Below are 14881 nucleotides of genomic sequence, written 5' to 3'. Positions count from 1 at the left end.
GCGTCCGATGACCCAGCCCCCGACTTCCCCGGTCGACCTGATCGACCAGCTTGCCGGCCTCGCGCCGGGCAGCGCCACCCACGCCCTGCGGCACCAGCGCGACAAGGTCGTGGCCGCCACCCAGGGCAGCTACGATGCCCTGTTCGACCCCGAACTGCCCGGCGTGTCGCTGGCGGAACGGCTTCTGGTGGCGCTGTATGCCGCCCGCCTGACGCCGTCGCCGGCACTGGCCGCCCACTATCGGAGCCGGCTCGAGCAGCTCGGCGCCGATGCCAGCCAGGTGCGCGCCGTAGCCGAAGGCGCGCCCGCGGACATCGCCGAGCCGCGCCTGCGCGCCATGCTTGAATTCACTCGCAAGCTGATCGAAAAGCCGGTCGAGGGCGACCGCGCCGCGCTGCTGGCACTGCCCGCCGCCGGCCTGGGCACGCCGGCCGTGGTCACGCTGGCGCAGCTGGTCGCGTTCCTGTCGTACCAGGTGCGGCTGGTGGCCGGCCTGGACGCGCTGAAAGCCCTGCAAGCCCTGAACGACAACCCCGCCGGAGCCAAGGCATGAGCGAAATCATCCAATCCCACGGCTTCACCAACGAAGTGCTCGACTGGAAGGCATGGCTCGACGTGGTCGACCTCGACCAGGCCACGCCGGAGCAGATCGCCGTGCTGGAAGAAAGCCACCCCAAGGCCAAGGTGCAGGACTACTACCGCTTCCTGGTCCATCAGCCCGAGATCCTGCGCCAGCGCTCCACTGCCTTCAACGCCATCATGTACGCGCCCGGCGGCATGCCGCGCGCCGAACGCGAGCTGTCGACCACGGTGGTGTCGCGCATCAACGGTTGCGTCTACTGCGCCTCGGTCCATGCGCAGCGCTTCGAGCAGCTGGCCAAGCGCAACGATGTGATCCGCCAGGTCTTCGACGACCCCTACACCGCCGGCACCACCGAGCGCGAACGCGCCATCGCGAAGTTCTCGGCGGAACTGACCGAGCGGCCGGCCGAAGTCACCGCCGAACAGCTCAGACCGCTGCGCGAGGCCGGCGTGACCGATGCGGAGATCCTGGACCTGATCCATTCCATCGCGATCTTCGCGTGGGCGAACCGGCTGATGCTGAATCTTGGCGAGCCGGTGTTTCCCGAGCAAACCGGCGCATAACTTCAGACGGCGTGATGCACGGCCAGCCAGACGGTAGGCTGGCCGGCACCGGTCCACGCGACGCGGTGCCGGCAATGCGCCGGCAGGTGCAGCCAGTCGCCCGGCGCCATGCGATGCTCGCCGGGCTGCCCTTCGATCTCGAGCGCGGCACTACCGCTGAGCAGCAGCACCCACTCCGCCTCCGCGCTGTCGTACCAGAAGCCCTCCGGGCTGGCCTGGCCGTTGGAGACGATGCGCTCGATGCGCAGGCCCGGGCGCTGCAGCAGCGGCTCAAAGATTTCCTGCGCCGCGCCTGCCGGGACGCCGGCGAGCAGGTTTCCGTGTTCAGGCTGCATGCTGCCTCCTTCGGGCCGTGGCGGCGGCCCGCTCAGTCGCCCGGCCCGGGCGCCAGCACGTCGCGCGCGCCGTTGCGGCCCATCGGCGAAACCAGCCCCGCGACCTCCATCTGCTCGATCAGCCGCGCCGCGCGGTTGTAGCCGATGCGCAGCTGCCGCTGCACCGCCGAGATCGAGGCGCGGCGGCTGGTCAGCACGAAGCTGGCGGCCTCGTCGTAAAGCGGGTCGGCCTCGCCGTCGCCGCCGCCGCCGTCGCCGAACAGGTCGGCGCCGCCGGCCTCGGCCGGGTCGCCGGCGAGGATGGCCTCATCGTAGTCCGGCTCGCCGAACTGCTTCCAGTGCTCGACCACGCGGTGCACTTCGTCGTCGGCGACAAAGGCGCCATGCACGCGCTGCGGATAGCCGGTGCCCGGCGGCAGGAACAGCATGTCGCCCTGGCCGAGCAGGCTTTCGGCGCCCATCTGGTCGAGGATGGTGCGCGAATCGATCTTGGACGAAACCTGGAACGCCACGCGCGTCGGGATATTGGCCTTGATCAGGCCCGTGATCACATCCACCGACGGCCGCTGCGTGGCCAGGATCAGGTGGATGCCGGCGGCACGCGCCTTCTGTGCCAGGCGCGCGATCAGTTCCTCGATCTTCTTGCCCGCGACCATCATCAGGTCGGCCAGCTCGTCGATGACCACCACGATCATCGGCAGGCGCGACAGCGGCTCGGGTGCGTCCGGCGTCAGCGAGAACGGGTTGGGCACCTTCTGTCCCGCGGCCTCGGCGGCGCGGATCTTCTGGTTGTAGCCGGCCAGGTTGCGCACGCCCAGCGCCGACATCAGCTTGTAGCGCTTTTCCATTTCACCGACGCACCAGTTGAGCGCGTGGGCGGCCTGCTTCATGTCGGTGACCACCGGCGCCAGCAGGTGCGGGATGCCCTCGTAGACCGACAGCTCCAGCATCTTGGGGTCGATCATGATCAGGCGCACGTCTTCCGGCGTGGCCTTGTACAGCATCGACAGGATCATCGCGTTGACCGCCACCGACTTGCCCGAGCCGGTGGTGCCGGCCACCAGCAGGTGCGGCGCGCGCGCCAGGTCGGTCACTACCGGATTGCCGGTGATGTCCTTGCCCATCGCCAGCACCAGCCGCGAATGATGCGCCTGGAACGAGGCGGCATTGACGATCTCGGACAGCCGGATCATCTGCCGCCGCGCGTTCGGCAGCTCCAGCCCCATGCAGGTCTTGCCCGGGATGGTCTCGACCACGCGGATCGAGGTCACGCCCAGCGCGCGCGCCAGGTCCTTCATCAGCCCGACCACCTGCGCGCCGCGCACGCCCATGGCGGGCTCGACCTCGAAGCGGGTGATGACTGGACCGGCGCCGGCGCCGACCACGGCGACCGGGACCTTGAATTCGGCCAGCCGCTGGGCGATCAGGTCGCCGGTTTCACGCAGGCGCTCTTCCGAAACCTGCTCGGCGCTGTCGACTTCGCTCTCCAGCAGATCGGCCGGCGGCAGGCGGTAGTCGACCGCGGGACGCGGCTGCGGCGGCGCCACCGGTGCGGGCGCCGGGGCGGCGGCAGGCGGCATCGCGGCCGCCAGCGGCACGGTGCGCCCGACCACGGCGGGCAGCACGATGCGGGGCTTGGCCGGCGGCGACGGCGGCTGGCTGGCTGCCGTGGCTTCGACAGGTGCCAGGGTTTCAGTGGCTGCGGCAGATTCGACGGGCTCGGCTGCTGCCACTGCCTCGGTTGCGTCGACGACATCCGCCAAGTCGACGGCTGGCAAGTCGTCCGGTTCGACGGCTTCGCCGACCAGATCGTTGCCATCCATCACGGCGCTTTCCGTGCCGGCGTCTTCGGCCGGGAGCAGCGCCACGGCGTCGGGCTGGGGCTCATTGCCCTCCTCCATCGCGGAACTTGCCACAGCGTGGGCAACGGCGTCGGCCTCGGCGTCGTGATCCGCCGCGCTGGCTTCGCGTTCCTGAGCGGTCTCGCCCATGCTTTCCGGCACGTCGGCCAACAGCGTTTCGGCTTCCGCTTCGCTGGGGGCTTCCGCCGCGACGTCAGCCAGCGGCGGTGTCGCAACCGGGTCGGGCTCTGCAGCGTTCACGTCGATGGCCGGATCCGCGGCCGCTTCGGGCATGGCCACCGGCAAGGCGTCCGATGCCGGGTCGGCCAACTGCACTGTGGCGGGCTTGCCCGCCAGGGCCTGCAACTCGGCGAGCAGGTCGAGCGCTTCCTGCCGGAGCGCGGCCAGCGATGGGGCATCGCCATCCAGCGCGAGGGGTTCGGCCGGGACGGCGGCAACAGCGTCGTCGACCGGAACGGAAGGCGTCGCCGGCGCCGACATCACGATTTCCGGTGCCGGCATGGGCTCTGCCTCGGGTGCGGCGATGGCCGGCGCTGGAACGGCGGCATCCTGTTCGACACTGGCGGCCGCCTGTGTGGCGACCGCGGTCTCGTCCGGAGCGGCGGCAGTGGCGGCAGTGGCCGCAGTGGCCGCGACAGCTGCGGTCGGCACTGCCGCCGCGGCGGCGGGCTTCGCGGCCGCTTCCGGCAGCGTCGTGATCGCCGAACGGACCAGCGGCTGCGGCTGGCGGAACGGGCTGCTGACCACGGTGCCGCGCAGCGGCTGTGCCGGCTGCGGGGCCGCGGCCGGCGCGGGCGTGGCTGCAGCGGCAGGCTTGCGCGCTGCCGGCTGAGCCGGGCGCGGTGCCGGCGCGGCGGCTGCCGGCGCTGGCTGCGGGGCACGCACCGGCTTGGTGGCGCCCGGCGCGTCGGCATGATGCAGCCAGATCTCGCCAGGCTGCGGCGGCGATTCACGGGTGCGGCGCGGCGGCTGCCAGGCAGGCTGGCGGCGCGCGGACACGGCTTCAAAACTGCGATGGCGCGTTGCGGGCGCGGTCCAGCCGGCAGTGCCGGAGGCCGCCGCGTCACGGCGCTCGGCCTCGCGCAGCGGCTGCGTGGCCGCAAACGACACCGGCGGCTCTTCCGGGGCCGCGGCGGCCGCAGCCGCACGGCGCGGCTTGCGCGCAAACAGGCTGCGCCAGGTCTCGCCGAACACCATCGGCGCGGCCAGCGCCAGCACGCCCAGCATCAGCAGCAAGGCACCGGTCCAGCCGAACAGGTTGCCGAAGCTGCCGGCCAGCGCGCGGCCGACACCGCCGCCGGCGGTCGATTCCGGATCCGCGCCGCTGGTCAGTGCCTCCAGGCTGGCGCTCGCGCACAGCACGGCCAGCGTGCCCAGCCACACGCGCAGCGAGCCGGGCCCGGCCAGGCGCCGCTCGCCGGCCAGCCAGCGCGTCACCAGCCGCCACAGCAGCGGTACTATCCAGAAAGTCGAAAATCCGAACCAGCCCAAACCCATTATCGACATGCCATCTTCAAAACACCGGGCAGCGATTGTAGCGGTTATGGCAGTCGGCGATTGAATCGGAAAGCGCAAATATTCGTAACGCGGCGCGCTTTCCGCGCCATTGCGCAAGATGCCGGCGCGATCCCCGGCACCTTCCCGACTGCGCCATGACGCCGCCAGGGGCCGACGCAGCCGCGCCGCGCTACCATTCGGCAAACCCGATCGCATCGCATACCGGCGGCCCACCGCCCTCCCCTCCCCATGCCAATCCGTTACGCCAGGCTGCGCATCCTCGTCGTCGAAGACCACCCGTTCCAGCGTGCCGCCGCCGAAGGCCTGCTGCGCCATGTCGGCGTGCTGACGCTGGCCAGCGCGCAGAACGGGACGCAGGCGGCCGAGCTGCTGGCGCGCGAGCCGTTCGACGTGGTCCTGTGCGACATCGAAATGCCGGGCTGCAATGGTCCCGAGCTGATCGCCGAGCTGCACCGGCGCGGCCCGCACGCCTTCGCCGGCGCGCCGCCGGTGTGGGTGTGGGTCACGGCGCTGGCCGAGGACATCCTCGATTCCAACCGCGGCCTGGCGCATGCGGCCGGCATCCCGCGCGTGCACGCGCTGCGCAAGCCGCTGTCGCGCGATGCGCTCGAAGTGATCCTGGCCGATGCCCTGGTGCGCCGGGATGCCGCGGCCGGCATCCCGGCCTGGTCCCCCGGTGACGAGGAACTGCTCGCCGCGACCCGGGCCGGCACGGACCTGCTGGTCATGCTGCAGCCACAGTACGACATCGCCAGCGGCCGCCTGGCCGGGGCCGAAGCGCTGGTGCGCTGGCGCCATCCCGAGCATGGCCTGGTAGCGCCGGACCAGTTCATCCCGCAGCTCGAGGCGCTGGACGCGGCCGACCCGGTGTTCTTCCTGGTGGCGCGCCAGTGCCTGGCGGCGCTGCAGCGCCTGCGCGCCGCCGGTGTCGGGATTGCGATGGGCCTGAACGCGTCGGCGCAAACGCTGTGCCGCCCGGGCGTGCTGGAATCGTTCGACGCGCTGGTGGGCGCCAGCGGCGTGCCGCGGCAGGCGCTGACGGTGGAGCTGACCGAGGGTTACCCGGTGCCCGACACGCTGGCACTGTCGGTCGCGCTGAACCGTCTGCGCCTGCTCGGCTACGGTGTGGCGATCGACGATTTCGGCGTGGGCATCGCCACGCTCAAGCTGCTGGCGGACCTGCCCTTCACGCAGCTGAAAGTGGACCGGTCGTTCGTCGCCGAAGTCGACGGACACGGCCAGCGGGCGACGATCTGCCGCAGCATGATCGCCCTGGCCAGGGAACTGGGACTGGAATGCGTGGCCGAGGGCGTCGAGACCGATGCCCAGCGCGCCGCGCTGCTGGCCCTGGGCTGTCCGCTGGGCCAGGGCTACCTGTGGTCGGCGCCGAAGCCGGCCGAGGCCTTCGTCGCGGACGCCATCGAGCGGGCGGCGGCCCCGCCGCCGGCCTGAGCGCCGGCGCCGCCCGCGCTACTGCCCGACCCGGAACGGATACTTGGCAAAGATCTGCGCCACGGTCTTGTCGATGCGCTGCTGGGCGCTGGCCTTGTCGCTGGTGTCGACGCTGCCGACCGCCACGCCTTCCCACACCAGCTTCATCTGGCGCCGGTCGACCAGGTCGATGTTCACCGTGCCCTCGGTGTAGCGATACACGTCGTTATAGAAGCCATAGCCCGGCCACGGCGCATACAGCCCGCCGCGATAGCCGTAGTAGCCCATCATCGGCGCGGGTGCCGGGCTGACTTCCACCTTTTCCTGCAGCTTCGCGTTGAAGTTGACCAGCAGGTCCGGCGACTGCGCCGCGTAGCGGTAGCCGCGCGCGCCCAGTTCGCGCTGGACCGCGGTCTTGAAGTACTGGGTGGTCAGGCTTTCATAGCCGGCGCGGTCGGTGCCGGGACGCTCGACGAAGCCAAATGTGCGGTAGGCGCTGAAGTCCGTGTCGCGGTTGTAGTCGGTCTTGATGTCGGGCACGCTGGCACAGCCCGACAGCACCAGCGCCGCGACCGCCGCGGGGATCGTTCCCCGGATCGCAAGCGGGAAGAGTTGCCGGAACACATTCACGATACACCTCCAGGAATTGTCGGCGGGACGTGGGATTGCGGATTGCGCTAGTTGAGCTTGCCGTTGATGCCGCCGACGCTGAGCCGCCCCGCCCCCAGCAGCAGCACAGCCAGCGCCGCCCCCAGGTACATGCCCTGCAGCTCCAGGGCCCAGCCGCCGGTATTGGACAGCATGCCAAGCTCCTTGGTATGCACCAGCGCGATGGCGAACAGCATGTTCAGGGCAACCACCAGCGCCGCCAGCCGGCTCCACAGCCCGATGATCAGCAGGATCGGCGCGACGATCTCGCCCAGGTAGACCCCGTAGGCGACCCAGGCCGGCAAGCCGGCGTCGGCGACCACCTTCGACACGAAACCGATGCCGGACGCGCCCGTGACCTTGGCGATGCCATGCATCAGGATCAACACGCCAAGCACGATGCGCAGCAGCGCCTTGCCCAAGTCCTGGGAACCCTGAGAGCCACCCATGGCCATTCTCCTTGCCGTTGTCTGTGAGAGGTTATCGATCCATGCGCCTTAGCCCTCACGCGCACGGTTCGCCCCTGTACCTTAGTGCGAGCCGGCGTGAACGTAAAGCCGCAAATGCGCGACGCGCGCCCGCCCGGGCACGGCCCGGCAACGCCTTTCACATGGCGCCGGCAAATGCCGCAGGCAGCGCTACACCACGCGGTGCATCGACGGCACGCGCGGCGGCTGCATGCCGACCTTGTGCGCGCATTCGGGCAGCACCTCGCCCAGGAAGTCGAGGAAACGCCGGGTGGCCGGCGTCACGCCCTTGCGCGACGGGAACACCGCGTGCAGCGTGCCGACCGGCATGTCGTACTGCGGCAGCACCAGTTCCAGCTCGCCGCTCTCCAGCGCCTCGCGGCAGAACATGCGCGGCAGCATGGCCACGCCGACCCCGGCGATGGCGGCCTCGCGCAGCAACGCGAATTCGTCGGTGACCAGGCGCGGATCGTAGGCAATCTGGATCGAATCGCCGGTCTTGCAGCGCAGGGTCCAGACATGCTTGCCGTCGTGCGGCTGCTGGCCCACGCCCGGCATGCCGTCCAGCGCCTGCGGCGTGCGCGGCCGGCCGATGCTGTCGAGCAGCGACGGACTGGCCACCAGCATCAGTTCGCTTTCGCCGAAGGTGCGCACCGCCAGGCTGGAGTCTTCCATGACCTCGCGCACGCGCAGCGCGAGGTCGAAGCCCTCGCCGATCACGTCGACGCGCCGGTTGGTGGTCTCCAGCTCGATGCGCACGGCCGGGTTGGCGCGCATGAAGTGGCCGATCGCGGGCGCCAGCAGGATCTGGGCGATGGCGATCGGGCAGCTTACCCGCAGCGTGCCGCCGGGCTGCTCGCGCGCCTGCTCGATGACTTCGCGCGCCGCCTCGGCCTCGTTGAGCATGGCGCGGCAGCGTTCGTAGAAGGATTCCCCCAGCGGGGTCACGCGTACCTGTCGCGTGGTCCGGCGCAGCAGCTGCACGCCCAGGTCGCGCTCGAGCTGGGCGATGCGCCGGCTCAGGCGCGACTTGGGCACGCCGGTGGCGCGGCTGGCCGCGGAAAAACTGCCATGCTCGACCACTTGGGCGAACAGCGACAGGTCGTTGAGGTCTTGCATGGATGGCTCCGGGGTCACCCCGATGGCTCCGCAACCCGGCCGGAACGGCATCCGAATGGCGTTGCATCGGTAGAACAATCCTTTGCATTTTGCCTCACTACCGATACCAATGGCCAGCCGCTATCTTTCCTCCATCGCAACCGCATCCTTGTGGAGAAAGACATGAACATCCTGCAGATCGATACCAGCGTCCTCGGCGACAACTCTGTTTCGCGCAGCCTGACCGCCAGCGTGGTGGCCGACCTGGTCGCCGCCAACCCCGGCGCCACCGTGACCGTGCGCGACCTGGACCAGGATGCCCCGGCGCACCTGTCCGGCAACCTGCTGCCCGTGCTGGGCGGCCCCAAGGACGGCCTGAACGCCGTGCAGCAAGCCGAGCTGGAGCGCACCGAGCAGTGGCTGGCCGAGTTCCTCGCCGCCGACGTGCTGGTGCTGGGCGTGCCGCAGTACAACTTCGGCATCCCTAGCCAGCTCAAGGCCTGGATCGACCGCATCGCGCAGGCTGGCCGCACCTTCAAGTACACCGAGAACGGCCCGGTGGGCCTGGCCGGCGGCAAGCGCGTGATCGTGGTGTCGTCGCGCGGCGGCGTGCGCCAGGATGCGAATGCGCTGGACCTGCATGAGCAGACCGTCGACGTGGTGCTGCGCTTCCTGGGCATCACCGACATCAGCTACGTTCGCGCCCACGGCCTGGCCATGGGACCGCAGTTCCGCGAAGCCGGGCTGGCCAGCGCCCGCACCGAGATCGCGGCGCTGAACGACGCCAGCCGGCTGGCCGCCTGACGCGGCCCGGGCCCGGGACGGCGCTGTAGGACGGCGCCGGCTCGCCGCGGGGCCGGATCGGGTCTATGATGGTTCGGGGCGCTACGGCGCCCCGCGTGCCATGGGCGGCGCGCAGCCGCGGCCCATGGGCGCCGGCGGCGCACCGCCTGCAGTCATCGACCGATCCAACCCGGGAGCCCGCATGACTTCAGCCCTGTTGCCAGGAGCCGCCCTTCATCCGCCGCACGAACCCGCCCTGCTGTCGCAGTACCGGCATGTACGCGCCGCCACCGAAACCCTGGTGGCGGACCTGTCCGATGCCGATGCCACCGTGCAGTCCATGGACGACGCCAGTCCCGCCAAATGGCATCTGGCGCACACCACGTGGTTCTTCGAAGAATTCGTGCTGGCCGCACGCATACCGGATTACGAGCCCGTGGATCCGGCCTACCGCTATCTGTTCAACTCCTACTACGAAGCAGTCGGCGCGCGGCACCCGCGGCCGCAGCGCGGGCTGCTGACGCGCCCGTCGCTGGACGAAGTGCTGGCGTACCGCGAGGCCGTCGACGAAGCGATGCTGTCGCTGCTGGGCAGCGCCCAGACCGACGACGAGGCCGCGCTGATCATGCTGGGGCTGCAGCATGAACAGCAGCACCAGGAACTGCTGCTGACCGACGTGCTGCACCTGTTCGCGCAGAACCCGCTGCGCCCGGCCTTTGCCCCGGAGCTGCCTGCGCCCGTCATCGCCGACCCGCGCCCCGCGCCGGACTGGATCGGCTTCGACGGCGGCCTGGTCGAGATCGGCCACCGCGGCGAGACCTTCGCCTTCGATTGCGAAACCCCGCGCCACAAGGTGTACCTGGCTCCTTTCACGCTGTGCTCGCATCCGGTCAGCAACCGGCAGTGGTTCGAGTTCATCGAGGATGGCGGCTACCAGAGCGCCGGCCTGTGGCTGTCCGACGGCTGGCGCTGGGTGGGCGAGCAAGGCATCCAGGCGCCGCTCTACTGGGAAGAGCGCGAAGGCACCTGGTGGCAGATGACGCTGCGCGGCATGCATCCGGTCGATCCGGACAGCCCGGTGACCCACGTCAGCTTCTACGAGGCCGACGCGTTCGCGCGCTGGGCCGAGCGCCGCCTGCCGACCGAGGCGGAATGGGAACACGCCGCCAGCCGCCTGCCTGCCACCGGGAATTTTGTCGAAGGACGCGCGCTGCGGCCGCTGCCGGACCGGCAGAACACCGCGGGCGTGCTGCGCCAGATGTTCGGCGACGTATGGGAATGGACCGCCAGCGCCTTCCTGCCCTATCCGGGCTTCCGTCCCAACGCGGGCGCGGTCGGCGAGTACAACGGCAAGTTCATGAGCGGCCAGATGGTGCTGCGCGGCGGATCCTGCGTCACGCCCGAATCGCATATCCGCGCGACCTACCGCAACTTCTTCTATCCGCACCAGCGCTGGCAGTTCACCGGCGTGCGGCTGGCCGACGACGTCTAGGGCCGGGTCCAGTATGGTGCCAGCCAGCGCCAGGCCAGCCACGCCAGCGCCACCCACACCAGCACGATGACCACGGCGGCCGCGCGATTGCGCGGCCGCTGCGCATGGGTGGCCTGCCACGCCTCGGCACGGCCGCGGCATTCGTCCTTGACCGTGGCGGGAATCATCCGCAGCGTGAGCCAGATCCCCAGCGGCACCAGCAGCACGTCATCCAGATAGCCCAGCACCGGGATGAAATCCGGGATCAGGTCGATCGGGCTGAAGGCATAGGCCACCACCAGCGCGCCCAGCACCCGCGCCGCCCACGGCGTGCCGGGATGGCGGCTGCAGAACCACAGCATCAGCAGGCTGCCCTTGAGCCCGCGCGCCCACTGGCGCAGGCGCGAACCGCTGGCCATCGCGCCGGCTTACCAGCCCTTGCTCTGCGGCGCCGCGGGGCGCTGGCCGCCGGGCTCGGCGACGGGCGGCTTCAGCGGCGGCGCCGGCACAATCGGGGTCTGCGGGTACAGCTTCTGCCAGCGCGCTTTCAGGCCGCTGGCGATCTCGGCCTGGTTGTAGCGCTCGGCAAAGTCGATCACGGTCATGCCCTGCTGGTTCTTCAGGCGCATGTCGGCGCCTTCGTCCAGCAGCAGCTTGACGGTCTCGATATGGCCGCCGCGCGCGGCCATCATCAGCGGCGTGGTGCCGTTGGGGCTTTCGGCGTCGATATACGCGGCATGGTCGACCAGGTACTTGACCACGTCGTTGTGGCCGTTGGTGGCGGCATAGTGCAGCGGGGCCCAGCCGGTCTTGTTGATCTCGGCCTCCATGTCGTCGACCATCAGCTTGACCATGTCGAGCTGGCCCTGCAGCGCGGCCATCATCAGGGGGGTTTCGCCGGCCGGGTTGGCCTTGTCGAAATCGATGTCCTTGGCGCGGATCAGCACCGTGGCGGCCTTCAGCGACTTCTCGCGCAGCGCCAGCACCAGGGCCGGATTGCCGCGGTTGTCGACCACGTTGGGATCGACGCCCTTGGCCAGCAGCTTCTTGACGGTGTTGGCGTCGTCGAATTCCACCGCCTTGCGCATGTCGTCGGCCGGCGCGGCCTGGACGAGCGTGGCGGCGGCCAGCGCGACAGCGCCGGCGGCACGGCGGACAAACTTCATGTCAAACATGAGATTTCCTGTCAATGTGCTTGAATAAGTTGAAGAAATTTTCCGTCGTCTGTTCCGCCACCTGTGCCACCGGCAGCCCGCGCAGCTGCGCAATGAACTCGCCCACATGGCGCACCCAGGCCGGCTCGTTGGTCTTGCCCCGGTACGGCACCGGGGCGAGGTAAGGGGAATCGGTCTCGATCAGCATGCGGTCCAGCGGCACCTTGCGCACGGTCTCCTGCAGGTCCGCCGCGCTCTTGAAGGTGACGATGCCCGAAAACGAGATATGGAAGCCCTGGTCCAGCGCCTGGCGGGCGACATCCCAGGTTTCGGTAAAGCAGTGCATCACGCCGCCGGCCTCGCCCGCGCTTTCCTCGCGCATCAGGCGCAGCGTGTCGTCGGCGGACGAGCGGGTATGGATGATCAGCGGCTTGCCGGTCTGGCGCGCGGCGCGGATATGGGTGCGGAAGCGTTCGCGCTGCCATTCCATGTCGGCAATGCTGCGGCCGTTCAGCCGGTAGTAGTCCAGCCCCGTCTCGCCGGTGCCGACCACGCGCGGATGGGCGGACAGCGCCACCAGCCGCTCCAGCGTCGGATCTTCGCCCTCTTCATAGTCCGGATGCACGCCGACCGACGCATACAGGTTGGGATGCTGCTCGGCCAGCGCCAGCACGCGCGGGAAGTCTTCCAGCGTGACCGAGATGCACAGCGCATGCGTGACCTGGTTGGCGCGCATGTTGTCCAGCAGCTCCGGCAGGCGCGCGGCCAGTTCGGGGAAATCGATATGGCAGTGGGAATCGACAAACATGGGAAATCTCAGGTGCGGCGTTCAGGCGGAGTTCAAGCCGCATCCACGCGGCGGCCGACGATGATCAGGTCGCGCTCGACGCCGTCGAGCACGGCAACGCGCGGCAGGTCGCCCCAGCGCGTGAAGCCCAGCGCCGCGAACAGGCCGAGGCTGGGGGCGTTGTGGCCGAAGATAAAGCCGAGCAGCGTGTTCACGCCGACCGCGGGCGCCTGGTCGATGGCCTGCTGCAGCAGGTAGCGCCCCAGTCCCTGCCCACGGTGCCGGGTGTCCAGGTAGATCGACACTTCGGCGGTGGCGCCATAGGCCGGGCGCCCGTAGAAATCGGAAAAGCTCATCCAGCCGGCCATGGCGCCGTCAGCGCCCTCGCACACCCAGAGCGGCCGGCGCCCGGGCTGGTGGGCATCGAACCAGGCCTGGCGCGAGGCCACCGTGACCGGCTCGGTGTCGGCGGTGACCATGCGCGAAGCGACGGTGCTGTTGTAAATGGCAACGATGCCCGGCAGGTCGCGAGGCTCGGCAATGCGTAGCGAGAAATTCATTAAAAATCAATATATTGCGAGATATACCTCGCAATCTTCATAAGGTTTGAGTGGGGCGCCCGGACTCCAGCATCTTGCCCAGGATTTCCTCCACCGCGCGGCGCAGGTTGCGCCCGTTGTCGTCGTCGGGCAGGTGGACGCCGACGCCGGGTGTCTTCATCGGCGTGCCCGCGGGCGTGATCCAGGCCACGTGGCCCGCGATCTGGTACTTCTGCGGCCGGTCCAGCAGCGACAATACCAGGAACACCTGCTCGCCCAGCCGGAACGGCCGGTTCGATGGCACGAAGATGCCGCCGCGCGCCAGGAACGGCATATAGGCCGCGTACAGTCCGGCCTGGTCCTTGATCGACAGGGACAGCACATTGGGGCGCGACGCCGCCCCGCTGCCCGCCGGGCCGCCCGCTGTGTTGCCCGCTGTGTTGCCCGCTGTGTTGCCAACCCCCGCCTCGGCCGGCGCAGTGCCGGCGACTGCCGTGTTCATGGATGACCCCCTGACAATGACGATGCTGCTTGTTGTTATGGTTCGGGCCCGGCCGCTGCCGCCCTAGCGGAACAGTTGCCGGTACTCCAGGAATACCGCTTCCATTACCAGCCGTGCCGCCAGCGGATGGTTCTCGCTGCGGCGGTGTGCGTTCAGGCGCGCGGCAAACGCCTGCAGGCCGCGCGCATCGGTGGCACCGGCGCACCGCACCAGCGCGGCGCGCTCCCGCGGAAAGTACCGCGGCGCGGCGCCGCTATCCAGGCGCAGTGCCAGCAGATCGTACGTCCAGCGTTGCAGGATGCCAAGCACGGCGGGCACCGGCAGCTTCTGCAGTTGCTCGGCCGCCGCGGTGGCATCGAAGGCGGCCGCGGCACCGAGCTGGCCGACCAGCCAGCGCTGCAGCGGCTGCTCTTCGGCCTCGGCGGCGTGCAGCGCGGTCAGCGGCGCGCCGCCGGCCAGCGCCAGCTGGGCCTCGGCATCGGCCACGCCCTGGCCGCCCAGCCATGCCAGCGCGGCCTCAGTCGTGGGCCGCTGCGCCGAAAACTGGCGGCAGCGCGACAGGATGGTCGGCAGGATGCGGTCCAGCCGGTCGGTCACCAGCAGGAAAACAGTGGATGGCGGCGGTTCTTCCAGCGTCTTCAGCAAGGCATTGGCGCCTTCGGCCTGCAGCGCGTCGAGCGGATAGACCACTACCACGCGCAGCCCGGCGCGGTGCGTGCCCACCCCCACGGCCTCGATCAGCGCGCGCACCTGCTCCATGCGGATGATCTTGCTGGGCGCCTTCTTCTTGCCGCCGTCGTCGGTTTCGGCCTCGGCCGAGGCGTCGAGAGCCTCGGGCCGCACCACCGTGAAATCCGGATGGTTGCCCTGGCTGAACCAGTGGCAGGCGGCGCACTGGCCGCACGGCTGTCCATCCGCCAGCGGCGCCTCGCACAGCAGCCCCTGGGCGAAATGCAACGCCAGGTCGCGCTTGCCGATGCCTTGCTGGCCGTGGATCAGCAAGGCATGCGGCAGCCGCTCGCGCAGCGCGCCCAGCCGTTGCCAGTCTTCTTTCTGCCAGGGATAGAGCATGTCAATCAACAGGTTAGCGGTCCAACTTCGAGTACTGGCCGAATATTGCCGTGAGGTCGGATAAAAATG

16 protein-coding genes are annotated in these 14881 nt (G+C 69.7%); 5 read left to right on the top strand and 11 right to left on the bottom strand.

Annotated features, from left to right (window positions below):
• Positions 1-7: 7 nt before the first annotated feature.
• Together RALTA_RS07245 and RALTA_RS07240 are read left to right on the top strand one after the other, a co-directional pair.
• Positions 8-553: a CMD domain protein gene (locus RALTA_RS07245; RefSeq protein ID WP_012352783.1), complete on the top strand. Its 546-nt coding sequence runs from the start codon at positions 8-10 to the stop codon at positions 551-553.
• Positions 550-1146 carry a peroxidase-related enzyme gene (locus tag RALTA_RS07240; RefSeq protein WP_012352782.1) on the top strand — a complete coding sequence of 199 codons (597 nt, stop codon included), beginning with the start codon at positions 550-552 and terminating at the stop codon, positions 1144-1146. Before RALTA_RS07245 ends, RALTA_RS07240 begins: the two co-directional genes overlap by 4 nt.
• A gap of 2 nt (positions 1147-1148) precedes the next feature.
• On the opposite strand, the gene RALTA_RS07235 is transcribed toward RALTA_RS07240, so the two are convergent.
• Complete coding sequence (locus RALTA_RS07235; protein ID WP_012352781.1) at positions 1149-1481, bottom strand: cupin domain-containing protein; 333 nt, start codon at positions 1479-1481, stop codon at positions 1149-1151.
• A gap of 32 nt (positions 1482-1513) precedes the next feature.
• Complete coding sequence (locus RALTA_RS07230; RefSeq protein ID WP_012352780.1) at positions 1514-4840, bottom strand: DNA translocase FtsK; 3327 nt, start codon at positions 4838-4840, stop codon at positions 1514-1516.
• Positions 4841-5089: 249 nt separating this feature from the next.
• Between RALTA_RS07230 and RALTA_RS07225 the strand changes: the two genes are divergently transcribed.
• Positions 5090-6313: an EAL domain-containing response regulator gene (locus tag RALTA_RS07225; protein WP_012352779.1), complete on the top strand. Its 1224-nt coding sequence runs from the start codon at positions 5090-5092 to the stop codon at positions 6311-6313.
• 18 nt (positions 6314-6331) lie between these two features.
• Here the strand turns inward: RALTA_RS07225 and RALTA_RS07220 are convergent, their stop codons facing one another.
• The 3 genes from RALTA_RS07220 to RALTA_RS07210 all read right to left on the bottom strand — a co-directional run bounded on the left by RALTA_RS07220 (position 6332) and on the right by RALTA_RS07210 (position 8526).
• A complete protein-coding gene (locus RALTA_RS07220; protein ID WP_407637502.1) occupies positions 6332-6922 on the bottom strand; it encodes a DUF4136 domain-containing protein in 591 nt (196 codons plus the stop codon).
• A 47-nt stretch (positions 6923-6969) separates the two neighbouring features.
• Positions 6970-7389 (bottom strand): DoxX family protein, encoded by a 420-nt coding sequence (locus RALTA_RS07215; protein WP_012352777.1) that lies wholly within the window; start codon positions 7387-7389, stop codon positions 6970-6972.
• Between the two features lie 189 nt (positions 7390-7578).
• The gene (locus RALTA_RS07210; protein ID WP_012352776.1) at positions 7579-8526 is read right to left on the bottom strand and encodes a LysR family transcriptional regulator; all 948 of its coding nucleotides are present in this window, start codon (positions 8524-8526) and stop codon (positions 7579-7581) included.
• Between the two features lie 162 nt (positions 8527-8688).
• On the opposite strand from RALTA_RS07210, the gene RALTA_RS07205 reads away from it, so the two are divergent.
• Both RALTA_RS07205 and egtB read left to right on the top strand, forming a co-directional pair.
• Positions 8689-9309, top strand: a complete 621-nt coding sequence (locus tag RALTA_RS07205) for an FMN-dependent NADH-azoreductase (protein WP_012352775.1) — start codon at positions 8689-8691, stop codon at positions 9307-9309.
• A 181-nt stretch (positions 9310-9490) separates the two neighbouring features.
• Positions 9491-10780, top strand: a complete 1290-nt coding sequence (gene egtB, locus RALTA_RS07200) for an ergothioneine biosynthesis protein EgtB (RefSeq protein ID WP_012352774.1) — start codon at positions 9491-9493, stop codon at positions 10778-10780.
• Here egtB and RALTA_RS07195 read toward each other — a convergent pair.
• The 6 genes from RALTA_RS07195 to RALTA_RS07170 all read right to left on the bottom strand — a co-directional run bounded on the left by RALTA_RS07195 (position 10777) and on the right by RALTA_RS07170 (position 14812).
• Entirely contained in the window at positions 10777-11178 is a 402-nt protein-coding gene (locus tag RALTA_RS07195) for a YkvA family protein (protein ID WP_012352773.1), read from the bottom strand. The genes egtB and RALTA_RS07195 overlap by 4 nt on opposite strands.
• A gap of 9 nt (positions 11179-11187) precedes the next feature.
• The gene (locus tag RALTA_RS07190) at positions 11188-11934 is read right to left on the bottom strand and encodes an ankyrin repeat domain-containing protein (RefSeq protein ID WP_025585908.1); all 747 of its coding nucleotides are present in this window, start codon (positions 11932-11934) and stop codon (positions 11188-11190) included.
• Positions 11927-12721 (bottom strand): TatD family hydrolase, encoded by a 795-nt coding sequence (locus RALTA_RS07185; protein WP_012352771.1) that lies wholly within the window; start codon positions 12719-12721, stop codon positions 11927-11929. Before RALTA_RS07185 ends, RALTA_RS07190 begins: the two co-directional genes overlap by 8 nt.
• A 32-nt stretch (positions 12722-12753) precedes the next feature.
• On the bottom strand, positions 12754-13260 hold the full coding sequence (locus RALTA_RS07180) for a GNAT family N-acetyltransferase (protein ID WP_012352770.1): 507 nt from the start codon (positions 13258-13260) through the stop codon (positions 12754-12756).
• A gap of 37 nt (positions 13261-13297) precedes the next feature.
• Positions 13298-13741: a PilZ domain-containing protein gene (locus RALTA_RS07175; protein ID WP_012352769.1), complete on the bottom strand. Its 444-nt coding sequence runs from the start codon at positions 13739-13741 to the stop codon at positions 13298-13300.
• Between the two features lie 63 nt (positions 13742-13804).
• A complete protein-coding gene (locus RALTA_RS07170; RefSeq protein WP_012352768.1) occupies positions 13805-14812 on the bottom strand; it encodes a DNA polymerase III subunit delta' in 1008 nt (335 codons plus the stop codon).
• Positions 14813-14881: the final 69 nt, after the last annotated feature.

It is taken from the genome of Cupriavidus taiwanensis LMG 19424 (assembly GCF_000069785.1).
Classification (GTDB): domain Bacteria; phylum Pseudomonadota; class Gammaproteobacteria; order Burkholderiales; family Burkholderiaceae; genus Cupriavidus; species Cupriavidus taiwanensis.
This window is presented reverse-complemented; position numbering and strand designations above follow the sequence as displayed.